Here is a 23,328-nt window from a genome sequence, read left to right as displayed (position 1 = left end):
TGCGAGCCACCGGGAGTCAGGATAGACTTTAGGTCTCTTTATAAAAGCAACAAGAATATGCCAGCAGATTCCACAGCACAGACCACACTCGCCGGCAAAGTCGCCATTGTGACGGGCGCCGGCAAAGGGCTGGGCCGCGCCTACGCACTGGACCTGGCGCGCCGGGGGGCGCAGGTGGTGGTAAACAACCGGCGCCACAGCGGGGAAGCGGTGCACAGCGCGGATACGGTTGTGCATGACATCGTGGCACAGGGTGGCAGCGCCGTTGCCGACTACAGCGATGCCGCCGACCCCCGCTGTGGCGAAGACCTGCTGGCAACTGCCCTTGAGCACTACGGCCGGCTGGACATTGTCATCGCCAACGCGGGCGTGTCCGAAGCCTCCTCATTCCACAAACAGCGCCTCGACGACTTCCGCCGCATCATAGACATCAACCTGTTGGGCACCGCCTGTTTGCTGCATCCGACCTTCCGCCATCTGTACGGGCAAGGCAGCGGCGCCATTGTGGTGAGCAGCTCCGCTGCCGGCCTGCACGGCGAACACGGGCTGCCCGCGTATTCGGCATCGAAGGCGGCAGTGATCGGCCTGTGTCGCGCCCTGGCACTGGAGGGTGCACCACATGGCGTGCGAGTGAATACCATTGCCCCTTTCGCCAACACCGCCATGACCCGCAGCAGCCTGCCACCCGCGCTGGCCGGTCAACTGCCGGCGGAAGCTGTGGCCCCCGTTGTCGCGTGGCTGGCCAGTGACAGCTGCACACTCAACGGCGAGGTGCTCGTTGCCGGCGGAGGACGCCTCGCCCGCGCACGTACCCTGGTCAGTGCAGCTGTCGATTCGGGTGACAGTCCGCAAGCCCTGGAAGCCGCCTGGGCCACGCTCACCGCTACACCACCGGCGCAGGATTTTGACTCCGCCGTGGCCCTGTTTCTCGATTTTGCCGGAGGCCTTGCCCAATGATGGATTTGCTGACCTTGTTCAGCGCTACCGCGGCTGTCGCCCTGACCAGTGCGTTGGCGCTGTGGCTAGCGAGCATCCCATTGCGTGATGTGAGCATCATCGATATGTTCTTTGCGCTGATTATCGTTGCCATCACCTTGACGGCGTTTGCGCTGGCGCCGGCCTACAACACCCTGCAGTGGGTGTTACTGGCCATGGTGCTGCTGTGGGCACTGCGCATCACCGCCCACCTCATCGGCCGGAACTGGGGGCATGGCGAGGACCCGCGCTACACCAAGCTGCGCAGTTGGGTAAACAACGAGCGCGCATTTCTCTGGCTCAGCCTGCGCCAGGTGTTCCTGCTGCAGGCCGTTGTCCTCTGGCTGGCGTCACTGCCGGTACAGGTAGGCCTGTTCGCCGGCACCCGCCAAATTGGCCTGCTGGCCATGCTCGGCAGCCTGCTCTGGTTGTTGGGACTGATAGTGGAAACCGTGGCCGACGCACAACTGCGGCGCTTTCGCGCCCAACCGGAAAACCGTGGCACGGTGCTGTGCACCGGGCTCTGGCGCTACTCCCGGCACCCCAACTATTTCGGTGAGCTCTGTGTGTGGTGGGGTATCTGGCTGGTTGCCTGCGAGGTGCCGCTGGGCTGGCTCACCGTCGTCGGGCCACTGGCCTACAGTTATCTGGTAGTCAACGTCACCGGGCAGAAAACCCTGGATAAAAAGCTGGCCCGGGAAAAACCCGGCTACGCCGAGTATATGGCCCGAACCAGTGGATTGATTCCGTTACCGCCGCGCCGCCGCTAAACGCGCAGACGCCGGCGCCGACCGATGCCGGCCAGCAACATCAGAGCAGACAGTAAAACGACAGCCATCCCCGGCAAAGCGGGCACGGCGACCGGCGGCGGCGCGGGCTGGGCATCCAGGGCCTCGATGATCACGCTACCATCGCCCGAACCGGCAATAGACGCCACCAGGCTGGCGGCGGCGGGCGCTGCAAAGCTGCCGCCACCACCGGCCACCCGGCCACCGTCGCCGCCGGAGTAGCCGCCACCGCCGCCACCGCCGCAAGAGCCATCGCCTCCGCCGCCGCCGCCGAAGCCACCACTGGAATCGTCAGCACTGCCGCCGCCGAGCGCACCATTGGCCCAGGATAGCGCGGCCGTCCCGGAGCCATCCACAGCACCATTGCCAAAGAAACCGGCTCCTGCGGAACCCCACGAGCCTGACGATACCACACCCCCCAAGCCCTCTTCAGTGGCTTTGACCGGGCAGGCAGAGGTTTCACTGGAGCCGGAGCCACCAATACCGAACGTGGTCAGCGACGCATCACAGCCATTCTGCGCCACGCTCGTCCGAGTGCCGCCACCGCCACCCGCAACCAGTAGCGGCTCATCCGAGGCATCCACGACAAAGCTTCCGCCGCCGCCGCCACCGTTACACGTGTCTTCCAGGCCCACCTGACCTATCGCCAGTTGCAGCACCGTGCCCGCGCTCAGCGTGAATTCCGCCTGCAGGCTGGCGCCCAGCCCGCCGACCACCGATGCCTCGGCCGCGGTTCCCTGTGCGCCCACGGCCGTCACCCGATAGCGGCCCGATACGGGCACTGTCCAACTCTGTATCCCGCCGGAAACGGTCACTCCACCGTCCAGCGCAGTGCCTGTATACTCGGTATCACAGGCACTCTGGTCCGGTCCCTGCGCACCCGTCGCCCCACACGTGGTGAATTCCCAGGTTTGAGCGCTGGCATTCGCGACACCAAGCGCAACGGCAAGCACACATCCATGCCAAATCGAACGCGAATAATTTGAACCCTTCAACATCCCCATGATAACCCCGCCCTATATTGCTAACTATCGTTACTTATTGTCACTTTCAGGATAAACCGAAACATTTGGCATGTCATCAATAACGGCACAACGACGGCACACTTGATCCTTCACAGCCAACGGTACACACCACGATGGCTCGGTGCGCGCAACACCGATTCAGCCAAGCCTTGTTCCATGGCCGGGAAAAGCTTACCATTTTGGTCTTTTAATAAAAGTAACGCTGGACCTTTCCATGCCACGCACGCTCAGTCAGCTCAGAATTCCGGTTTTCCAGGCCCCAATGTTCCTGCAGTCCGGGCCAGAGATGGTTATCGCCAGTTGCCGTGCCGGCATCGTGGGTACCTTTCCCTCAGTGAACGCACGCACCACGGAGGAACTGGAGCGCTGGCTGCAGGAAATCACGGCGGCGACAGGCGGAAAGGATCACGGGCCCTGGGCCATCAACCTGATGATGCACCGCTCCAATACACGGCGCTTCGAGGACCTGGAACTGGCCGTGAAGTATCAGGCTCCGCTGGTCATTTCCGCCCTGGGCAGCCCCCGTGAAGCCATTGATGCCGTACACGGCTATGGCGGCAAGGTGTTCGCGGACGTGATCGACACGCGCTTTGCCGCCAAGGCCGTCGAGGCCGGGGTCGATGGCCTGGTGCTGGTCGCGGCCGGCGCCGGCGGCCACACCGGGCAGCAGGCGGGCTTTGCCTTCGTGGAAGAGGTACGGCAGTTCTGGGCCGGGGATATTGTTCTGGGCGGCGGCATCTCCAGCGGACGAGGCGTGCGCGCGGCACAGGTGCTGGGCGCCAACTACGCCTATATGGGCACGCGGTTTATCGCCACGCAGGAGAGCATGGCGGAACCGGCCTACAAACAGATGGTCGTAGAAGCAACGGGCGCCGACATCGTGTGCTCTGCCGCGCTGACTGGCGTGAAAGCCAACTGGCTGCGCGCCAGCCTGGTGGCGGCGGGCTACGACCCGGACAACATGCCGGACGGCACAAAAATCGATATCGCCGCCTCCACCAGCGATGCCAAGCGCTGGCGGGATGTATGGTCTGCCGGGCAGGGCGTGGGGGCGATACGCGATATCCTGCCCATTGCCGACCTGGTCGACAGACTGGAAACCGAATACCGCGCCGCCTGCGAGGGATAAACCATGCAAACCAGCCCAAAGGCCCGTATCGACGCACTCACCCAGGCCGGCTACTGGGGCGAGGAAACGCTGCACGACATCCTCGCCGCCCAGGCCGCCGCGGTACCCGAGCGCACGGCGCTGGTCGACCAGCCCAGCAAAACCGAGTTGACAGGCCTGCCTGCACGGCGCATCACGTTTGCCGAGCTGGACGCGCTGAGTGACCGCCTCGCCGCGCAACTGCTGGCACTCGGGCTGCGCCATGACGACCGCATACTGGTGCAGCTGCCAAACATTGCCGAGCTGGTGGTCACCTACTACGCCGCCAGCAAGCTGGGCGCGGTGATATCACCCCTGCCCATACAATACGGTGGACACGAGCTGGCCGGTTTTGCCCAGAGCCTGCAACCGGCGGCCGTGATCACCCTCGGCCAGTTCCGCGACCAGGACCTGGCCGCGCGGGCCCACACCGCCCTTCCCGAGCTCCCCATCTGGCGTTTCGGCACCGAGCTGGACCTCGACCGGCCCGCATCACCCGACGACCTGAGTGCCCTGCACACACACCGGGCGCAGCATCCGGGCAGTGCCAACGATATCCTTACCGTGGTCTGGACCTCCGGTACCACCGGTACCCCAAAGGGCGTGCCACGCTCACACAACATGTGGCGAGCCATGGCACGCAACACGATGGCAGCCGGCAATTACCAGCCCGGTGAGACGCTGCTGGTGCCGTTCCCACTGGTCAACATGGCGGCACTGGGCGGGTTCCTGTTTCCCGCCATCATTCACGCCTGCCCCCTGGTACTGCATCAGCCCATGGACCCGCCCCTGTTCCTGCGCCAAGTCCAGGAGGAGCGCGTCAACTTCACCATTGCACCGCCGGCGCTGCTCAACCGGCTCGCACAGCAACCGGCGCTGTGGCAGCAGTGTGACTTCAGCGCCATCCGCGCCTTCGGCTCGGGCTCCGTGCCGCTGTCACCGGCGATGATTCAGGTTATCGAAGGGGAGTACGGCAAGCCGATCATCAACTTCTATGGCTCCAATGAAGGCATCAGCCTGTTCTCCACCCCCGAAGTGGCGGTAACACCCGAATACCGCGCCAGCCTGTTTCCGCGCTTCGGCGCACCCAACATGCCCTGGCAAGGGCACTCCCACGAGTCCATCACTACACGGGTTATCGACCCCGAATCCGGCGCTGAAATCACCCAGGCCGGTGTGCCCGGAGAGCTGTGCATCGGCGGGCCCGCCGTGTTCGACGGGTATCTGGACCACAACGGCGAGGGGGTGTTTACCGCGGATGGCCTGTTCCGCACCGGTGATCTGGTGGAAATAGCGGGCGATCCGCCCAACTACTACCGCATCGTTGGCCGCTGCAAGGACATCATCAACCGCGGCGGCATGAAAATCTCACCCGCGGAACTGGACACCTTACTGGAAGGTTTCCCGGGGCTTGCCGAGGCGGCGGTCTGTGGCTATCCGGACGCGGACCTGGAAGAGAAGATCTGCGCTTGCGTGGTCGCCCTGGAAGACACCACCCCACCGACGCTGGCAGCACTGTGCGCCTGGTTGCAGGAAAAGGGCATCGCGAAATTCAAGCTGCCGGAGCGGCTGGAGGTGTTCCAGGCACTGCCCCGCAACCCGGTGGGCAAGGTGGTGCGCGGCGAACTGCAGGCACAGGTCAAAGAACGGGGAAACCAAACATGAGTAACGTCTACATCCTGGGCGGCAAACAGACCGACTTCAGCCGCAACTGGGCCCGCGAAGGCCTGGAGATCTACGACATGTTCGCCGAAGCGCTGGACGGCGCCATCGCCGACGCCGGCATTGAGCCCGCGCAGATCGAGGTCGGCCACGTGGGCAATTTTGTCGGCGAGCTGTTTACCGGCCAGGGGCTGATCAACGGTTTCTTCGGCCAGCTGCACCCGGAGCTCGCGGCCATCCCGACCTCGCGTCATGAGGCCGCCTGCGCCTCGGGCTCCATTGCCATGCTCAGCGCCATGCGCGACATCGAAGCCGGACACTACGACGTGGCCTGCGTGCTGGGCCTGGAGTTCATGCGCAATGTGAACGGCAAGACCGGCGCCGAGTACCTGGGCGCCGCCGCCTGGCAGGGGCATGAAGCCACCGACTGCGACTACCCCTGGCCGCATCTGTTCGACCGCATCACACGCGAATACCAGCAGCGTCACGGCATCCACAGCGAGCACCTCGCCCGCATCGCGGAAATCAATTTCAGCAATGCGCGCGACAACCCCAACGCACAAACCCGCGAGTGGCAGTTCCCGGCCGGTTGTTTCAGCGAAAACGACGAATTGAACCCGGTCATTGAAGGCCGCGTGCGCAAGCTGGACTGCGGACAGATCACCGATGGCGCAGCCTGCGTCATTCTTGCCAGTGAGCGCGCCGCGCGCGAGCACGCGGCGAAGCTCGGCTTAAAACTGGCCGACATACCGCGCATCAAGGGTTGGGGCCACCGCTCCGCCCCCATCCTGCTGGAACGCAAGCTGCAGCTCAGTGCCGGCATGCCGCTGCTGTTCCCGCATGTACAAACCATGATGGAGGATGCCCTGCGTCGCGGTGGGTTCACCCACATCAGCGACCTCGACGGCCTGGAAACACACGACTGCTTTTCCGTCACCGAATACATGGCCATAGACCACAGCGGTCTCACGGCACCCGGGGAGAGCTGGAAGGCGGTGGAAGACGGCCGCATTACCCGCGAAGGCGACTTTCCCATCAACCCCAGCGGGGGCCTGATTGGCCTCGGCCACCCGGTGGGCGCCACCGGCGTACGCATGGCCCTGGATTGTGCCCGGCAGGTTAGCGGCCGGGCCGGCGGCTACCAACTTGCGCGCGCGCAAAACATGGCGACCTTCAACCTCGGTGGTAGCGCCACCACCTGCGTCAGCCTGATTATTGGAGTCGGTTCATGAAAAGCGCACTGATCTATGATGCCCTGCGCAGCCCCCGCGGCCGCGCCAAGGAAGGCGCCAGCCTCAATTCACTCACGCCCCAGGCGCTGTTGCAGCAACTCTATGCAGCCCTGGAGGATCGCACCGGGCTCGTGCCTGGCGAGGTGGCCGATGTCATTCTCGGCTGTGTCACCCAGGCGGGCGAACAGGCCGGCAATATCGCCAAGAACTCCACTCTCTACGCCGGGTGGCCGGGCTCGGTGCCCGGACTCACCGTGAACCGCTACTGCTCCTCCGGCGTTGATGCCATGGCCCTGGCGGCGCTGAAGGTTAGCGCCGGACAGGCCGAAGTGACCGTTGCCGGCGGCGTGGAAATGATGTCGCGGGTGCCCATGCTCGCAGACAAGGCGCGTGTGTTCACCGACCCGCAATTCGCCGCCCAGTGCCGCATGTTGATGATGGGTAACGGCGCCGACCTGATTGCCACGCTGCATGGTATTAGCCGCACCGAGGCGGATGCTATCGCGTTTACCAGCCAGCAACGCGCCGCACAGGCACGCGAACAGGGCTGGTTCACATCCATTGTGCCCATCACGCTGGAAGACGGCAGCGTGGTGAACACTGACGAGTGCATTCGCGCAAACACCACCCTTGAGCAGCTGGCTGAGATGCCCGCGGTATTTGCCAAAGCCGGCGCAGCCGGCATCGATGCCTTCCAGCTGGCCGGCCACCCGCAGCTTGCGGCCGTTGAGCACATTCATACCGCAGGCAATTCACCCGCCATGGCGGATGGCGCCGCACTGGTGCTGATTGCCAACGAGGCCTGGGGGCAGCGCAATGGTGCGCAACCCCGGGCACGTATTGTGGCATCGGCCACCGTCAACGCCGACCCGCTGCAAGTGCTCAGCGGCTGCGTAGAAGCAACCCGCACCCTGCTCGCTGAGCAAGGCCTGAGCGCCGCGGATATCGACCTGTTCGAAATTCATGAAGCCTTTGCTGCGGTGAGTGTGGTGGCCATGCGCGAGTTGGGTATCGCCGATGACAAACTCAACGTGAATGGCGGTGTGATTGCCCTGGGGCACCCCATGGGCGCGACTGGCGCCATTATGGCAGGTACTTTGTTGGATGAGCTGGAGCGGCGCGGGCTGCAACGAGGGGTGGTTTCGGCTGCCGGGGCTGCGGGTACGGGAAGCGCCCTACTGATCGAGCGCCTGCCCTGAGACTGCGCGGCAAGCACGTGCGTCCGCCGGAACGGGCGCCTGACACTCAGGCACCCACCACGCCCCCATCCTCCCGCGTGATTACCAGCGTAGCCGAGCGCGGCATCGCAGGGCCGCCGTCGGGCCAGTAACTCTGCAGACGACCGCGGGCAAAGTCTTTTGCGCTGGTAGACGCCCCGGGGTGCTGGACATTCACGAACAGGGTGGACCCATCGGGTGTGCCAACGCAGCCGGTGATCTCGGCGCCGCGAGGCCCGACCATAAAACGCCTGACCTCGCCGGTATCCGGGTCTGCCGCCAGCAGGGCGTTATTGCCAAATGCAGACCACCCCTTCTTGTTGAGATTTTCGTCCGAGATATCCGTTTGTACCCACAGGCGCCTGTCAGCGTCGAACCAGAGTCCGTCGGGGTTGGAGAGGCTGCCATCCTGCGCAAGCGGCTGCCCCTCCAGGTCACGACCCTGCCCCGCTTTGCCTGCCAGCAAAAACAGCTCCCACGCGAACGTTGTTGAAGTGTGATCGTCTGCGGACTCGCGCCAGCGCACAATCTGGCCGTGGGCATTGCGGGCGCGCGGGTTCGCCCCACTCGCCTGATCCGGCGTGCGCCGTTCATTCTTGGTCAGGCTGAAGTACACCTGCCCCGTTGCCGGGTCCAGCGCCCCCCATTCGGGACGATCCATCGGGGTAGCCCCCGCGAGGTCTGCCGCCCCGCGCGTGTTGAGCAGAATATCGGCAATCGTGGCAAAGCCATTTGCCGCCGTCAGACCGTTTTTACCCGGCACCAGCGCCAGCCACTCGCCGCTGCCATCGCTCGAAAAGCGCGCTGCATACAGTGTTCCTTCGTCGAGTAGCGAGCCGTCGGCGGAGGCGGCGTGGTACGGGCGGCTCGACACAAATTTGTAGATGTACTCGAAGCGGGCATCATCGCCCGAGTACAGGGTCAGGGGGCGACCTTCCACAGCGGGCGCAAAGATGACTGCTTCATGCGCAAAACGCCCGAGGTGGGTGCGTTTCACCGGCACGCTCTGTGGATCAAAGGGGTCGATTTCCACCACCCAGCCAAAGGCATGTGGCTCATTGCGGAAGTCGCCCTCGGCCGACTCCGCGCGCCGGCTGGCATCGAACCGAGCGAACTGGCCGGGGTCATCTGTTGCATTGCCCGCGGCCAGGTGCCAACGCCATGCACTGAGTGGTTCCACGCCGTAGCGGGTCAACGATACCGGCGCGGGGCCCGCGTCGCGCACGAAGTAATAACGCCAGTTTTCTTCGCAGGCCAGGTAGGTGCCCCAGGGGGTGACACCGTGCGCACAGTTGTTGAGCGTGCCGCGCGCCTGCTTGCCATCCGGGCTCCACGCCGTATGCAGACGCGGGTCTCCGCGCAGCGGTCCGCCGATGTCCATGGGGGTGGCCGCGGTTATACGTCGGTTGCGGGCGTCGCGCACCAGTTGCCACACGCCGTGTGCATCGCGCCGAATATGTGCCACGCTCACGCCGTGGGCATGCATCTCCTTCAGTACCTGATCGGGATCCCGGCTGCCGTCTGCCCGCAGGGGAACGTCATAAGTATGAAGCTCGAGTCCCACCGCGGTAGCGTGCAGGAAACGCGGTTCAGCGTACTCGTGGTTCATCACCAGCAGGCCTTCAGAAGAACCCCCCGCAAGTGGAAAGAAGTGCATGCCGTCATGGTGCGAGCCCATCTGCTGGGCCTGCTCCGCAGCGCCATTGGTGGCGGCGAAGGCCGGGTACTCGCCGCAGAGGGGCTCACCCGAAGGTAACAATACCTGCACCCGATACCCCGGTGGCACCATCACCCGGTCGGCGCTGCCCACCGCTACCGCCGCGAAACCCAGGCGCGAGGAAGCGACGCTGGCGCCAGCAGACGCCTGCACCGTTCGCGCTGGCAGCAGGCCACCGAATATTGCGCTCAGGGCCAGCCCAACGCCTCCGCGCAGGACATCCCGACGCTGATAGCGAGCACTTACAACCTGCTGGAAGTCCGGCTGTGGCACCGGGTCACGCAGCGGCTCCTCATTCGCAACAACAGAGCGGTCGGCGGGGCCGGGAATAAAGCGTTCAGACATGGGAACTCCAGCAGCGAGGCAGTGCGCGCACGACGCGCTATCAGTAGACTTGTGGCGGCACTGTAAACGGCAAGTATGACCAAAGTATTGCGCCCCGGGAAACGCCGCGGGCACGGATGATGGAAAAACCCTGCTACACTGCGCGACCATAAACAGCACCTGAAAGACACCCACGTGACCCAGCTCAACCCCCGCCAGCGCGAGGCTGTGCGCTACATCGACGGCCCCCTGCTGGTACTCGCGGGCGCCGGCAGCGGCAAGACCAGCGTAATCACCCGCAAAATCGCCTACCTGGTGCAGGACTGCGGTATCCGGGCCGACCGCATCGCCGCGGTGACCTTCACCAACAAGGCGGCCCGGGAAATGAAAGAGCGGGTCGGCGGGCTGCTCGGCGCGCAGGCCTCGGAAGGGCTCACCGTGAGCACCTTCCACCAGCTCGGGCTGAAGATCATCCGCGAGGAGCGCAAGGCCCTGGGCATGAAAGCCGGGTTTTCCATCTTCGACGGTGAGGACAGCCGCAAACTGATCCACGACCTGCTGATTCAGGAACACGGTGCCGAGGGCGACCAGGCCGGGCTTATCCAGCAGCGCATCTCCAACTGGAAAAACGACCGCCTGTTGCCCGAAGCCGCCCTGGCGCAGGCCAGCTCACCCGCAGACATACTGTTCGCCCAGGCCTACCAGCGCTACCGCCGTGCACTGAAAGCCTTCAACGCGCTGGATTTTGACGACCTCATACTGCTGCCCACGGTGCTCTTCGAACACCAGCCCGAGATACTCGAAAAATGGCAGAACCGCTTGCACTACCTGCTGGTGGACGAGTACCAGGACACCAATGCCAGCCAGTACCTGCTGGTGCGCCAGCTGGTGGGCCTGCGCGGCGCGCTCACCGTGGTCGGTGACGATGACCAGTCGATCTACGCCTGGCGCGGCGCGCGCCCGGAAAACCTGGTGCAGCTGCAAACCGACTTCCGCGGCCTCAAGCTGGTGAAGCTGGAGCAGAACTACCGCTCCACCGCGCGTATTCTCAAGGCCGCCAACACCCTCATCGCCAACAACGAGCACGTGTTCGAGAAACAGCTGTGGAGTGAACTGGGGGCCGGCGAGCCCCTGCGCGTGCTGCGCTGCGCCGACGAGCAACAGGAAGTGGACCAGGTGGTGGCCGAGATCCTCGACCACAAGCTACGCAAACGCACCCGCTTCGGCGACTACGCCATTCTCTACCGCGGCAACCACCAGTCCCGCCTGCTGGAACTGGCGCTGCAACAGCAGCAGGTGCCCTACCACTTGAGTGGGGGCACCTCGTTCTTTGCCCGCAACGAAGTGAAGGACATCATGGCCTACCTGCGGCTGCTGGTGAACGAGAACGACGACAACGCCTTCCTGCGCATTGCCAACGTGCCGCGCCGCAAGCTGGGCCCTTCCACACTGGAGGCACTGGGCACCTGCGCCACGCAACGTCACTGCAGCCTGAGCCAGGCACTGCAGCACGTTGATGCCAGTTCCCTGCCGGAGGCCGGCCTGAAACGGCTGCGGGAATTCAACCAGTGGCTGGGCGCAATGCGCCGGCGCAGCGCCGGCGGTGACGGCATTGGCGCCATTCGCCAACTGGTGCGGGATATCGACTACGCTGACTGGCTACTGCAAATCAGCTCCAGTGAAGATGTCGCCGAACGCCGCATGGGCAACGTCACCTTCCTCATAGACAGCCTGGAGCGGGTCACACGCGACGAGGATATCGGCCTGGATGAGGCGGTAAGCCGCCTGCTGTTGCGCGACCTGCTGGAACAGCAGGAAGAGGAAAAAGCGGGACCAGACAGCGTGCAATTGATGACCCTGCACGCGTCCAAAGGGCTTGAGTTCCCGCACGTGTTCATCATCGGTATGGAGGAGAACCTGCTGCCCCACCGGGTGAGCATTGAGGAGGACAATATCGCGGAGGAGCGCCGGCTGGCCTACGTTGGCATTACCCGAGCGCGCGAGACACTGACCATGACCATGGCGCTGAAACGCCGCCAGTACGGCGAACAGCTGCGCTGCGAACCCAGCCGCTTTCTTGATGAGCTGCCGCCGGAAGACCTGCAGTGGCAGGGCGGCGACGCCGACACAGCCGAAGCCAATGAACAGCGTGCCACCGAGACACTGAGCAGCCTGAAGTCGCTCTTCGCCTGACGATCAGGTAGCCCTTATTACTCCGCCCCCAGCACACGCCCAAGCATGGTATTGCCCTCTATCGTCGTGCGGTTGATCACGCGGCGCACGCCAGGTTTGGTACCCGTGGCACAGTGCATGATGCGCCAGTTGTCCCACAGCACCAGGTCGCCCTCTTGCCACTGGTGAAAGTAGTGGAACTCCGGCTTGCGAGTATGCGCGACCAGCCTTTCCAGCAGTTCGATGGACTCATCGTTGGAAAGACCAAACTGCTGCGGGGTGATCACCCGATCGAGGAACTGCTCAACAATGCCCAGCACCTTGCGCCCCGTCACCGGGTGACTGTGCGCCGCCGGATAGACTGAATCAGGGAAATCCGGAAAGCCGATGTCTGATGGCTTTGTCGGGCTGTAGGGCCCGGGCTCATATCCCTCCACATCGACATAGCGCATGTGGCGCCGCTGCATGCTGAAACTGTAGGCCACTTCCAGCTTGTCCAGCAGCGTCTTGGTGTCGTCATCCAGCGCATCGTAGGCCGCGGCGAGATCGCCAAAGCCGGTCAGGCCATCCTCCTCTGCCACCGTCACCGCCGTCAGCAGTGCGCCGTGGTTGGGTTTGCCCGTGTAGTGGAGGTCGATGTGCCAGTCCAGGCGACCGACAATTTTCTCCCCTTTGTAGAAAGCCGTGGAATACTGGTCCTTGTCACCGCCGTTCTCCAACACGAAGAGCTCCGGATTGGCCTCCGATGTTTTCGCCTTGAGCGGGTGCATTTCCAACGGGCCGAAGGTACGACTGAAGGCGATCTGGCTCTCCGGCGAGACCTTCTGCCCGCGGATCAGCAAGACACCGTATTCGTACCACAGGTCTTTCAGTTCCTGGGCCAACGCCTCGGAAACCGGTTCGTTGATGTCCAGCCCACTGATTTCGGCGCCGATGTTGGCAAGTGGTTTTACTGTGAGACTCATGGTTACTTCCTATTCCAGAATGCTGGGGTCCAGGCGCAGTTCGCGACGGGCCATGGCTTCAAAACAGAACGGGAAGCCGTTGCCGTCGGTGATGCTCACCTTTTCCACCACCTCATCGCTGAGAGGTTCGGCACCGCCGAGCAACTCCACTTCATAGGCGCGTTTGCAGCGCCACTCCAGCGTGATCACGCGCAGGTGCGCCTGGCGCAGGTCTTTACCCACCACCAACGCACCGTGATTGGCCAGCAGCGCCCACTTGGAATCGCCCAGTGCTTCGGCAGCGGACAGCGTGGTGGCCTCGTCCTCGAAGGTACCGCTGTATTCGTTGTAAACGGGAAGCTCCAGCCCACAGTGTGCGCCGGTCTGGTCATAGATGGGCGGCGTGCGCTGCAGGTTGGCCCAGATGCCGCTCCAGTGCGTGTGGTTGTGAATCACCACGTGTACATCGGGCCGCAACGCGTGCAGCTGCAGGTGCAGGCCGATGGCCGGGGTAATGTTCCATTCGCCATCGATAATATTGCCTTCGGCGTCCAGCGTCATGATGTCGCTGGCGGTCAGCTCATCCCAAGCCAGTTCCCAGGGATTGGTGAGTATGGTGCCATCGCTCTGGCGCCAGGTGATGTGCCCGGCAATATGTTCGTTCCACCCCTCGCGAAACATCATGCGGCACATGAGCGCAACCTGGGCCTTCGCGCTCATCTCGGGCAGCAGGGCGTGCCTGCCGGGCCTGGGAGCAAAGCGCTCCACCATGGCCTGATTCAATCCGTCGTATTTTTTCATGGCGAAACTCCCTTGTCTGGCGGGTGACTGAGCTGACTGTAGTCTACAACTGATTTGCCGCAACCGGCCTCTGGGCATGGCAAACCGCCCGGGCCGGGATTATGCGTTGATCATAGTGAGGCGCACCGTTGCCGGCATGGCGGATATGGCCACTTGCATGGCCGATTACGCCATCAGCGGGTCAGGAAACCAGGCGGGCGCGGTACTCACTGGGCGCCAGCCCTGTCCATTTCTTGAAGGCACGGTGAAACCCGGAGCTGTCGGCGTAGCCCAGTTGATGCGCAATGTGCGTGACACTCAGCCCCGGGTGGCTGAGGTAGCGCCGGGCATGAATCTCGCGCACCTGGTCGACCAGATGCTGGTACTGCCAACCCTGGGCCTGCAGCTTGCGGCTTAAAGTGCGCACGCTGCAGTGCAACAGCGCGGCACAGACCTCCAGGCTGGGTGGCTCTGCAGGGTTATCGACGATGATCCGCCACATGCGCCAGGCGATGTCGCCCTGGTTGCGGCTGATGCTGGTCTCCTCGCACAGCCGGGCGTAGAGGGCCGCACTCTGGGGGCTGGCATGCGGCAGGGGCTGATCCAGAATATCGGCATCGAAAAACAACTGTATTGCAGGGCAGTCGAACTGCACGGGCACATTGAATATGGCCGCGTAGTCGGCGCTGTGATCAGGCGCCGGGTAATCCACCTTGAGGGCGGTGACGGGGAGAGCCCGGCCCAGCACCCAGCGCGAGGTCGTGATAATGGCGGCCAACAACTCCTCCACCACCAGCAGGCGCAGGTCACCGAGGCTGTCATGGGCATGGATCTGGTAGCAACCCTGCCCCTCGATTTCGCTGAATGCGGTCACCAGATGAAAGCCCGAGAAGCGGCCGGGGTAGTTCTGGAAGCGCAGGCCGTGCTCAATGGATTCACGCAGCGTTGCGCTGCTCATCATCAGGTACGCCAGCTGGTCCAGCGTGGCAATCGATCGGTGCAGCCCCAGCTGCAGGCCCAGCGAGCCGCCCTGAAAGCGCGCCTGCGCATCACGCAGTACGCCGCGGTGGCTGGTGTCGCTGATCCGCGTCTGCGGACGATACAACCGTTCCACGGATATACCGTGGGCGCCCGCCAGCGCGTCGGCGTCGAGTCCCTCGCCGGCCAGGAAATCCAGCAGCCAGGCCATATAGCGTGCGTCAGTGTTGATACCATGCCCACCCATTTGCGGTCACCGGGAGTATAAGTGCCCCCGCTGGCGGCGACCAGCGCACCCAACAGCCCTCACAATGAACACCCTTCGGGCTAATCCTGCACGCCGATACCCAGGCGCTGTTTCAGCTGCTCGCGCCCTGTTTGCACCAGGGCATAGAAACCGGGAATGAAGAACGTGCCCACCAACAGGGCCGCAAGCATGCCACCCAATACCGTGATGCCCAGCGAGCGCTGACCGAAAGCGCCCGCGCCGCTGGCGAACACCAGCGGCAGGATGCCAAGAATGAAGGACACCGCCGTCATACACACCGCGCGAAAGCGCAAACGACCGGCTTCCGCCGCGGCCTCGACGATGCTGCGCCCTTCCTCCTCGCGCAGTTGCCGGGCGAATTCGACGATCAGAATGGCGTTTTTTGCCGCCATGGCAATCAGCAATACCAGCCCGATCTGCGCGTAAAGGTTCAGCGCCTGACCGGTAAGCAACAGCGCGAGGATCGCGCCGCCAATCGCCATGGGCACCACCAGGATAATGGCCACGGGAACCGACCAGCTTTCATACTGCGCAACCAGAAACAGATAGACGAACACCAGGGCGAGACCAAAACCGAGTAGCGCCGTGTTCCCAGCCTGCTGTTGCTGAAAGGCCGCGCCGGTCCAGGCGACCCGGTAGCCAGCGGGCAGGGTGGCCGCCACGGCTTCGAAGGCCCGCATGCCGTCGCCCGTGCTGAAGCCGGGCGCGACGCTGCCGCGCACGGTGGCGGCACGGTACAGGTTGTAGCGCTGGGTAACATCCGGGCCCAGGGTCAGGCTGCTGCGCACCAGCGTACTCAGCGGCACCATGTCCCCGCCGCTGGACTTGAGATAAAAATGCTCCAGGCCCTCCAGGTCGGCACGAAACGGCGCGTCGGCCTGCATGGTGACCTGATAGGTCTGGCCGAACTTGTTGAAATCGTTGATATAGAGGGAGCCCAGTTGCGCCTGCAGGGTCAGGAATACCTCGCTCAGGGGCACACCGAGGTTCTTGGCTTTCACCCGGTCCACATCGATAAAGTACTGCGGCACGTTGGCGCGGAAGGTACTGAACACGCCGGCCAGGGCCGGCCGTGAATTGCTCTCCACAATGAAATTGTTGAGCACCGTGGCCAGCTCGGTCGGCCCGCGCGACAGCGTATCCTGCAGCATCAGCTCAAGGCCGCCCACCGCCCCCATGCCCGGGATGGCCGGAGGCGCAATGGCCACCACCTGCGCCTCTGGCACCCGCAGAAAGGCCTGTTGATTGATACGTTGCGCCACATTGAACACCAGCTCTTCGGCCCGCTGGCGGTCGTCCCAATGTTTGAGCACCACGAACAGTGTGGCGGCGTTGCTCGCCATGGCGCCGGTGAGAATGGAGAACCCGGTGACCTCCGTTACGCTCTGCACCGCACCATCGGCGGCAATGATATCCGACACCTTGCGCACGGCATCGCGGGTGCGCAACAGGGAAGCGGCATCGGGCAGCTGGATATTCACCAGCAGCGCACCCTTGTCCTCGTCCGGCACCAGTGCCGTGGGTGTAGCGATCACGCCCACCGCCAGCGCGCCCATCCAGGCGATAAAGATCAGCCCCACCACCAGCAGCTTGCGCAACACCCAGTCGACACCGCGCGTATAGCCGCCCGTGATACGCTCAAAGCCGGCCAGGAACACCCGGTACCAGCCCGCATCGCGTTGCCCCCCTCGCTGCAGCAACAGGGCGCACAATGCGGGACTCAGGGTGAGCGCGTTGATAGAGGAAAACACCACCGCCACACAGATGGTGACCCCGAACTGGCGGTACATTTCACCGGTGATCCCCGGCAGCGCCGCTACCGGCAAAAACACCGCGAGCAATACCAGCGTAGTGGCTATGATCGCCCCGCCCACCTCACGCATGGTCTGCAGCGCCGCATCGCGCGGGTGCAGCTCCGGGTCCGCGCGCAGGTGCCGGTCGCAGTTTTCGATGACCAGAATGGCATCATCCACCACCACGCCGATCGCCAGGATCAGGGCGAACAGGGTCATGGTGTTGATTGACATGCCAAGCAGGAACAGCACCGCCAGCGATGACACCAGCGATACCGGAATGGTGACCGCCGGCACCAGGGTAGCGCGCAGGCTGCCCAGAAACAGGAAGGTGATGAGCACCACCAGCAGTACCGCAACCAGCAGAGACTGCACCACCTGGGAGACGGCAGTGGACACATAGCGCGTGGTGTCGTAGTTGATCTGGTAGGCCATGCCTGCCGGGAAGGCCTGCGCCAGGTCAGCCACCAGCGCATCCACCGCGTTACCCACCTCCAGGGCATTGGCATCCGAGGCCTGGTACAGGGCGACATTGACCGCAGGGCGACCACTGATTTCGCCGTAGAACCCGTAGGAGGACTGCCCCAGCTCCACCCGCGCCACATCGCGCAGGTAAATGGCCGAGCCATCCGGCCGGGCGCGCAGTACAATGTTCTCGAACTCCTGCACATCCTGCAGGCGCCCTTTCACACGCAGGGTAAACTCGGTTTCCATGCGCTGGTCGAAGGGTGGTCCGCCGATCTTGCCGGCCGCCACCTGCACGTTCTGTTCGCGCAAGGCCTCTTGTATATCGGTGACCGACAGGCTGCGGTTCGCCATTTTGTCCGGGTCCAGCCAGAGCCGCATGGCGTAGTCCGCTTCGCCCATCACCGTCGCACCGGAAATACCCGGCACCCGGCTCAACGCCCCCGCCACATTGATCTTCACGTAGTTGGAGAGGAACTTGTAGTCCAGCGATTCATCCGGCGACGTAAAGCTGATGATTTTCAGCATGTCCGGCGCGCGTTCCACGATTTGCAGACCCCGGGCCGTCACTTCCGCAGGCAGCGTGGGCTCCGCCAGTTTGACCCGGTTCTGCACCCGCACCAGCGCCATGTCTGCGTCGGTGCCTATGGCGAAGGTAATGGTCAGGGAGTAGCTGCCGTCATTGGCACTCTTGGAAGACATGTAGAGCATGTCCTCCACACCGTTCACCGCATCCTCAATGGGCGCGCCCACTGCCATTTCCACCACTTCGGCAGCCGCGCCGGGATAGACACCGGACACCACAATGTTGGGCGGTGCAATGGGGGGATATTCGTTGACCGGCAACAGGCGCAGCGCGAGGGAGCCCAGCAGGGTGAGGACAATGGAGATAACCAGCGCAAACTTGGGACGCCGGATGAAGAATGCGCTGAACATCAGTTGCCCTCGTCGGCATTGGCGCCCACGGTGGCGGTGATAATCACCGGCATACCCGGACGCACCTGCTGCAACCCGCGCACGATGACGCGGTCACCGGCCTGCAGCCCACCGGTCACCAGCACCATGTCGTCCAGACGCTCACCGAGCTGCGCATTGCTGCGCTGCACCGTGCCATCGTCTGCCACCACCAGTGCAAACGTGCCCTGCTGGTCCGCCTGCACGGCCGCCAGCGGCACAAACAGGCCCTCCTTGAGGGCCGTGTCCTGCAGGGTGACGCGCACATACTGCCCGGGCACCAGCAGGCCATAGGGGTTGGGGATGCGCGCGCGGGCCTCCATGGTGCCGGTGGCGGCGTCAATGCGGTTGCCGAAGTAGTCAATCTGCCCCACCTCCGGGTACTGCAGGCCATCGGCAAGCTCCAGGGTCACCTCGATATTCTTCAGGTCATCCACCGTGGGATTGGCGGTCACCCGTTGACTGATCTGGTCGATGTAGGTGGCTTCCGACACCTGAAACAACGCCTCGATGGGGTCGATGCTGACCAGCGTGGTGAGGTCACCGCTACTCGGGCCTACAAGGTCTCCGGGGCTCACCTGGCTGCGGCCGATACGGCCCGAAATCGGTGCCTTGATGGTTGTGAAACCCAGGTTCACCTCGGCTGCGGTCACCTGGGCCCGCGCCGACTCAATGCGGGCGTCGGCATCCAGTTTCTGCGCCGTGAGGTTGTCCATTTCCACCTGGGAAATCGCGCTCTTGGGCAACAGCTCAAGGCCGCGCTGATAATTGCGCTGCGCGTTGGTCTGGTTCGCCTTGGCGGCCGCCAGGTCGGCCCGGGCGATGGCGAGCGCTGCAACATATTCGGATGGGTCGATGACGTACAGGACATCACCCGCCTGCACCTGTTCACCCTCATTGAAGCTGCGCTCCATCAGATAGCCGCTGACACTGGCGCGAATGGTTACGTCGTCCCGGGCCACCAGCCGCCCGACGTAAACGGATTGCGCCTGGTAGGGCTCCACCCGCACCGTATCCACCACTACGCCCACCGGCGGTGGCGTGGATGGGGGTTCAGAGCAGGCTGCGAGCAGGAGCAGGGAATAAACTGCCGGAGCACCAATCAAGAGCTTCAAGCGTGACACGCGGCACCTCCGTTTTTGGCCTGCGCCCTACTGTAACAGAGCATTAGGGGCAAAATATGCATACGACGGTGCCGAAGCGAAACCAGCGAGCACAAAAAAGCCGCCCGGCCGAAGCGGGGCGGCTCTGTCGACGCGGGGGTGCTTACTGGCTGTTCTCCACCATGAAGTCTACCGCCGCCATCACTTCCTCATCGGAGCAACTCATGCAACCGCCCTTGGCGATCATGCCGGTGCCGGGAATACCGTTGATGCCATGGTCATGCAACACGTCCATGCCCTTGGCAATGCGATCGGCCCACACCGTGGCGTCGCCCACCACTGGCGCACCACCCGCTCCTGTCATGTGACAGGCCATGCAGGCCGCGTTGTACACTTCTTCACCGGAACGCGCCATGGCTGCACCGCCCACCGCTGCTGCACCACCGCAGCTGGCATCGCCCTGCAGACACACTTCGCCCATGGGCTTGATGCGTTCCTCAATGGCTGCCCGCTGGCTGTCAGACAGTTCAATTGCACCGGCTGCCATTGCGGCACACAGCGCCACGAAACTCACTACAATTCGGCTCATCACAATGGAGTCCTCTGTTTGCTGGCCGCGCATTATAGCCAGTTATGCGCCGGGGGAAAACTCGGCATTGTGCACCGCTGGTACCGGTGCGCGGTTTGACCGTACTATAGCGCGCACACCGGTCATCACCTGGAGAAGCCGCATGAAGCTGTACACTTACGACCCCGCCCCCAACCCGCGCCGCCTGCAGCTGTTCCTGGACTATAAGGGCATAGCGCTCGACACCGTGCAAGTTGACATGATGAAGCAGGCGCAGTTCGAAGAAAGCTTCCGCAAGGTCAACCCGATGTGCACGGTGCCCGCCCTCGCGCTCGATGACGGCACCGTGCTCACCGAAGTGATCGGCGCTTGCGTCTACCTGGAGGCGCTCTATCCCGAGAAACCCCTGCTCGGCACTACGCCGCTGGAAAAGGCCCAGGTGATCAGCTGGAACCACCGCCTGTTCAACAGCATTTTCCACGCCATTGCCGAAGTGTTCCGCAACGGCAACCCGGCGTTTGCCGACCGCGCACTCCCGGGGCCGATGAACGTGGCGCAGATTCCAGCCCTGGTGGATCGGGGCAAGCAGCGCCTGGAGGGTGGCTGGCGCATGGTCGACCGCGCACTGGCAAAAAGCACTTTCCTTGCCGGCGAGCATTTCTCCATGGCGGATATTGACCTGCTGATCTGTGTGGAATTCGCCGGCTGGATCAAGGCCGCAGTACCCGAAGAATGCAGCCATATCCACGACTGGCTGCCGCGTGCCAAGGCCGCCCTGGAATCCGCCGGCGCCCAATAGCCCGGCGGCCAGGCAGCGACCTGCAGCGCGGTCACATTTGCCCGCAGCGCGGCCGCGCCAATTCGGTTATAACAGCGCCATGCTAGCCAGCTCCCCGCATCTCCGGCTCCTGCGCGCCGTGTGCCTCGCCACGACGCTGGCGCTTGTGGCCTGCGCTGAACCTTCACCCGATGCGGCTCTCGCTGACTATGTGCAGCGACTGGAACGCACGCTGGGGCACGCTGCGCCGGCAGCCACCCCAGACACCCTGCCCCGACTGCCGCACCGCAGCGAACTCAAGCTGACGCTGGAAAGCGGTAACCTGGGCACCCTGGACTTTCTGGCCCTCACCGGCTGCGCGGTGCAGGTAACCATCGGCAAACGCAACAGCAGCCTGGGCCTCATGGCGAGCGCCTCCCAGCGCCTGTTGCTGGAGCTGGAGTTCCTGCAACTCGCCCCCGACTGCATCGACTACCAGCGCAGCCAGGGGGAGGACGCCCTGGCCGATCTGCTGGCGAGTGCCCACGCGCAGAAGCAACGTCAACTGCCGGCACTCATCTTCAACGCCACCCTCGGCGGCCCCGAGTATCGCTCCTTGTGGCGTCCACCGGCGAATCTAGGGCCGTACCCCGCCAACACCAGCAGCGAGCCACTCACAGCGCTCGCCAATATCAATGCCAGCGTGCGCCGCTGGCTGGCAGGTGATTACCATGCCGACAATATGGCATTCGAGATACAGCTCAGTGAAGTCGCGCTGGGCGATGGTGGCGCGCTGCTCAGGGCACTGGCGTTGCAACAGGGCTGGCTGACGGCTGGCAATGCGGTGCTGGCCGCGCAGCGCGCCGAGGGGCCACTCTGCCGCGGCGCGCTGCGGCCCGCGGCGGCAGACACACTGAGCACCGTGATAGAAAAGTTTTTTGTTGGCGAAGTGCAACCGTGGTCCGCGGACCTCGGACGCCGCCAGCACGACCTGCTGCCGCTCCTGCAGGAACTGGAGCAGCTGGTGGCCTCCGCCCTGCCCCCCGCTTACCGGAACTGGCGAGGCCGACGCGACGCCAGCCTGTCGCGTTGGGCAGCGGCACCCAGGCAGCATGTCGAGGCGCTGCAGGCCGCGTTGGAGCCCTGCGGCGGCGCCGGGGGGCGAACGGGCTGATAATCCGTGATTTATTCGATTTTGTATCCTGGGAAACTCCCGGGCAAAGGGCGAGTCCAAGACTATGTAAACGACGTCACACAGAACAGACAACCGTACAGGGGTACCTCGCGTGAAAACTGCCTATAACACCTTCAAAGTCGCCCTGCTTGGCGGCCTCAGTATGCTACTGCTGGCCTGCGCCAGCGGCCCACCCAAACCCGATGTGGACTACAACCAGAGCTACGATTTCAGCCAGGTTCGCAGTGTCGCGTTCCTCGAGGATTCCGGGAGTGTGGCGGGCGATAACCCCTTGCAACTGAGCGATATCCAGAAAGACCGCGTCGACACCGCCATCCGGCATGCCCTGTCCTTGAAAGGCATCGCGCTGGTGGAAGATGCCGCCGAAGCCGACATGCTGATCAGCTGGCATCTGCTCACCCAGTTCAAGACCGATGTGCAAACCTACGATAGTCCCGGCTACATGGGCATGTACTACGGCTACAACCGCTATAGCCTTTACAATTGCTGGTCATGCAGGGGCATGTCCACGGAAGTGAGCGTGCGCGACTACACCGAAGGCACGTTCATCGTTGACATGATCGACCCGGAAATGGAGCGCTCGGTGTGGCGCGGTGTCACCCACTCACGCTTGACCGGCAAACAGCTGCAGGACCAGTCGCGCTACAATGAGGCGGCAGAAGTGATCTTCGCGGCCTTTCCGCCCGGGTCCGGGGTCGAAGGCGAGGAATAGCAGAGCAGAACCGCCCCTGAACCCGGCACAACGCCCGCCACGGCTCTATTGAGCGCCGTGGCGGCCTTTGCTATAGTCCGCTCCCCTCAAAAGGGTGCGGGATACTGGCGCCAGCCAGCCGCAACTGCCGTTTTCCGCCCGTAGCTCAGCTGGATAGAGCGCTGCCCTCCGGAGGCAGAGGTCAGAGGTTCGAATCCTCTCGGGCGGGCCATCCTACAAAGGGTCTGTACCGGAGACATCCTTTACAGATTATACCGGGCACATGGTTTACAGTTCCGGTACAAACGGATTGGTGGCGGGTTCAACCCGCCCCACATCCTCGTCAAAGAATCCTAGATCATACTCCAAGAAGCTGACAAGCCAGATCTTGTCCTCGACTTCCCGTATTCCCACTGTTTGCCCGGCAAATACCGTGCTCAGGTTGATTTTCCGTTTACCGATACAGATCCTGCCACACTGGGTTACGTGTACCGAGCGATCATGATAAGGGTACTCAGGCTCCTCAGGAGGGTGGTAAGCCTTGGCTGAAGGTGTATAGAGGTCGCCCGGGTA

General features: G+C 63.5%; 18 protein-coding genes, 1 tRNA gene and 1 pseudogene. 11 read left to right on the top strand and 9 right to left on the bottom strand.

Features of this window, described 5'->3' with window-relative positions:
- Window positions 1–57: 57 nt before the first annotated feature.
- Together G533_RS21320 and G533_RS0109285 are read left to right on the top strand one after the other, a co-directional pair.
- A complete protein-coding gene (locus G533_RS21320) occupies window positions 58–957 on the top strand; it encodes an SDR family NAD(P)-dependent oxidoreductase (RefSeq protein ID WP_051230155.1) in 900 nt (299 codons plus the stop codon).
- Window positions 954–1,745, top strand: coding sequence for a DUF1295 domain-containing protein (locus G533_RS0109285; protein ID WP_027949722.1), 792 nt, complete (start codon window positions 954–956; stop codon window positions 1,743–1,745). The genes G533_RS21320 and G533_RS0109285 overlap by 4 nt, the downstream gene beginning before the upstream one ends.
- Here G533_RS0109285 and G533_RS25005 read toward each other — a convergent pair.
- Window positions 1,742–2,545, bottom strand: coding sequence for a hypothetical protein (locus G533_RS25005; protein ID WP_205622593.1), 804 nt, complete (start codon window positions 2,543–2,545; stop codon window positions 1,742–1,744). The two genes, G533_RS0109285 and G533_RS25005, sit on opposite strands and share 4 nt — an antisense overlap.
- Before the next feature lie 457 nt (window positions 2,546–3,002).
- Between G533_RS25005 and G533_RS0109275 the strand changes: the two genes are divergently transcribed.
- Genes G533_RS0109275 through G533_RS0109260 form a run of 4 tightly spaced genes read left to right on the top strand, consistent with a single transcriptional unit; the run spans window position 3,003 to window position 8,028 of the window.
- Entirely contained in the window at window positions 3,003–3,917 is a 915-nt protein-coding gene (locus G533_RS0109275) for an NAD(P)H-dependent flavin oxidoreductase (protein ID WP_027949721.1), read from the top strand.
- 3 nt (window positions 3,918–3,920) lie between these two features.
- Window positions 3,921–5,600: a class I adenylate-forming enzyme family protein gene (locus tag G533_RS0109270; protein WP_027949720.1), complete on the top strand. Its 1,680-nt coding sequence runs from the start codon at window positions 3,921–3,923 to the stop codon at window positions 5,598–5,600.
- Window positions 5,597–6,829: an acetyl-CoA acetyltransferase gene (locus tag G533_RS0109265; RefSeq protein WP_027949719.1), complete on the top strand. Its 1,233-nt coding sequence runs from the start codon at window positions 5,597–5,599 to the stop codon at window positions 6,827–6,829. The genes G533_RS0109270 and G533_RS0109265 overlap by 4 nt, the downstream gene beginning before the upstream one ends.
- The gene (locus G533_RS0109260) at window positions 6,826–8,028 is read left to right on the top strand and encodes an acetyl-CoA C-acyltransferase (RefSeq protein WP_027949718.1); all 1,203 of its coding nucleotides are present in this window, start codon (window positions 6,826–6,828) and stop codon (window positions 8,026–8,028) included. Before G533_RS0109265 ends, G533_RS0109260 begins: the two co-directional genes overlap by 4 nt.
- A gap of 46 nt (window positions 8,029–8,074) precedes the next feature.
- Here G533_RS0109260 and G533_RS0109255 read toward each other — a convergent pair whose 3' ends face one another.
- A complete protein-coding gene (locus G533_RS0109255; protein ID WP_027949717.1) occupies window positions 8,075–10,108 on the bottom strand; it encodes a PhoX family protein in 2,034 nt (677 codons plus the stop codon).
- 174 nt (window positions 10,109–10,282) lie between these two features.
- On the opposite strand from G533_RS0109255, the gene rep reads away from it, so the two are divergent.
- Window positions 10,283–12,280: a DNA helicase Rep gene (rep, locus tag G533_RS0109250; RefSeq protein ID WP_027949716.1), complete on the top strand. Its 1,998-nt coding sequence runs from the start codon at window positions 10,283–10,285 to the stop codon at window positions 12,278–12,280.
- Between the two features lie 17 nt (window positions 12,281–12,297).
- On the opposite strand, the gene G533_RS0109245 is transcribed toward rep, so the two are convergent.
- The 6 genes from G533_RS0109245 to G533_RS0109220 all read right to left on the bottom strand — a co-directional run bounded on the left by G533_RS0109245 (window position 12,298) and on the right by G533_RS0109220 (window position 20,133).
- A complete protein-coding gene (locus G533_RS0109245) occupies window positions 12,298–13,224 on the bottom strand; it encodes a TauD/TfdA dioxygenase family protein (protein WP_027949715.1) in 927 nt (308 codons plus the stop codon).
- A 9-nt stretch (window positions 13,225–13,233) separates the two neighbouring features.
- The gene (locus G533_RS0109240; RefSeq protein ID WP_027949714.1) at window positions 13,234–14,004 is read right to left on the bottom strand and encodes a class II aldolase/adducin family protein; all 771 of its coding nucleotides are present in this window, start codon (window positions 14,002–14,004) and stop codon (window positions 13,234–13,236) included.
- A 181-nt stretch (window positions 14,005–14,185) separates the two neighbouring features.
- A complete protein-coding gene (locus tag G533_RS0109235) occupies window positions 14,186–15,208 on the bottom strand; it encodes an AraC family transcriptional regulator (RefSeq protein WP_027949713.1) in 1,023 nt (340 codons plus the stop codon).
- Between the two features lie 80 nt (window positions 15,209–15,288).
- Entirely contained in the window at window positions 15,289–18,423 is a 3,135-nt protein-coding gene (locus G533_RS0109230; protein WP_027949712.1) for an efflux RND transporter permease subunit, read from the bottom strand.
- Complete coding sequence (locus G533_RS0109225) at window positions 18,423–19,565, bottom strand: efflux RND transporter periplasmic adaptor subunit (RefSeq protein ID WP_027949711.1); 1,143 nt, start codon at window positions 19,563–19,565, stop codon at window positions 18,423–18,425. Before G533_RS0109225 ends, G533_RS0109230 begins: the two co-directional genes overlap by 1 nt.
- Before the next feature lie 142 nt (window positions 19,566–19,707).
- Window positions 19,708–20,133: a c-type cytochrome gene (locus G533_RS0109220; RefSeq protein ID WP_027949710.1), complete on the bottom strand. Its 426-nt coding sequence runs from the start codon at window positions 20,131–20,133 to the stop codon at window positions 19,708–19,710.
- Window positions 20,134–20,275: 142 nt separating this feature from the next.
- On the opposite strand from G533_RS0109220, the gene G533_RS0109215 reads away from it, so the two are divergent.
- The 4 genes from G533_RS0109215 (at window position 20,276) to G533_RS0109200 (ending at window position 22,987) form a co-directional block, all read left to right on the top strand.
- Window positions 20,276–20,911, top strand: a complete 636-nt coding sequence (locus tag G533_RS0109215; protein WP_027949709.1) for a glutathione S-transferase family protein — start codon at window positions 20,276–20,278, stop codon at window positions 20,909–20,911.
- Between the two features lie 79 nt (window positions 20,912–20,990).
- Window positions 20,991–22,043 carry a DUF3080 family protein gene (locus G533_RS21310; protein ID WP_084638913.1) on the top strand — a complete coding sequence of 351 codons (1,053 nt, stop codon included), beginning with the start codon at window positions 20,991–20,993 and terminating at the stop codon, window positions 22,041–22,043.
- Window positions 22,044–22,155: 112 nt separating this feature from the next.
- On the top strand, window positions 22,156–22,776 hold the full coding sequence (locus tag G533_RS0109205; RefSeq protein WP_240472409.1) for a DUF4136 domain-containing protein: 621 nt from the start codon (window positions 22,156–22,158) through the stop codon (window positions 22,774–22,776).
- 134 nt (window positions 22,777–22,910) lie between these two features.
- Window positions 22,911–22,987, top strand: a tRNA-Arg gene (locus tag G533_RS0109200).
- 56 nt (window positions 22,988–23,043) lie between these two features.
- Here the strand turns inward: G533_RS0109200 and G533_RS21305 are convergent.
- A pseudogene (locus G533_RS21305) lies at window positions 23,044–23,328 on the bottom strand (IS481 family transposase); the annotation flags it as partial.

Source organism: Haliea salexigens DSM 19537, from assembly GCF_000423125.1.
GTDB lineage: Bacteria > Pseudomonadota > Gammaproteobacteria > Pseudomonadales > Halieaceae > Haliea > Haliea salexigens.
This window is presented reverse-complemented; position numbering and strand designations above follow the sequence as displayed.

Bases quoted from the DNA above. Each gene is read 5' to 3' on its own strand.
- G533_RS21320 (WP_051230155.1), top strand. From the start codon at position 58: ATGCCAGCAGATTCCACAGCACAGACCACACTCGCCGGCAAAGTCGCC.
- G533_RS0109285 (WP_027949722.1), top strand. From the start codon at position 954: ATGATGGATTTGCTGACCTTGTTCAGCGCTACCGCGGCTGTCGCCCTG.
- G533_RS0109275 (WP_027949721.1), top strand. From the start codon at position 3,003: ATGCCACGCACGCTCAGTCAGCTCAGAATTCCGGTTTTCCAGGCCCCA.
- G533_RS0109270 (WP_027949720.1), top strand. From the start codon at position 3,921: ATGCAAACCAGCCCAAAGGCCCGTATCGACGCACTCACCCAGGCCGGC.
- G533_RS0109265 (WP_027949719.1), top strand. From the start codon at position 5,597: ATGAGTAACGTCTACATCCTGGGCGGCAAACAGACCGACTTCAGCCGC.
- G533_RS0109260 (WP_027949718.1), top strand. From the start codon at position 6,826: ATGAAAAGCGCACTGATCTATGATGCCCTGCGCAGCCCCCGCGGCCGC.
- G533_RS0109255 (WP_027949717.1), bottom strand. From the start codon at position 10,108: ATGTCTGAACGCTTTATTCCCGGCCCCGCCGACCGCTCTGTTGTTGCG.
- G533_RS0109245 (WP_027949715.1), bottom strand. From the start codon at position 13,224: ATGAGTCTCACAGTAAAACCACTTGCCAACATCGGCGCCGAAATCAGT.
- G533_RS0109240 (WP_027949714.1), bottom strand. From the start codon at position 14,004: ATGAAAAAATACGACGGATTGAATCAGGCCATGGTGGAGCGCTTTGCT.
- G533_RS0109235 (WP_027949713.1), bottom strand. From the start codon at position 15,208: ATGGGTGGGCATGGTATCAACACTGACGCACGCTATATGGCCTGGCTG.
- G533_RS0109230 (WP_027949712.1), bottom strand. From the start codon at position 18,423: ATGTTCAGCGCATTCTTCATCCGGCGTCCCAAGTTTGCGCTGGTTATC.
- G533_RS0109220 (WP_027949710.1), bottom strand. From the start codon at position 20,133: ATGAGCCGAATTGTAGTGAGTTTCGTGGCGCTGTGTGCCGCAATGGCA.
- G533_RS0109215 (WP_027949709.1), top strand. From the start codon at position 20,276: ATGAAGCTGTACACTTACGACCCCGCCCCCAACCCGCGCCGCCTGCAG.
- G533_RS21310 (WP_084638913.1), top strand. From the start codon at position 20,991: ATGCTAGCCAGCTCCCCGCATCTCCGGCTCCTGCGCGCCGTGTGCCTC.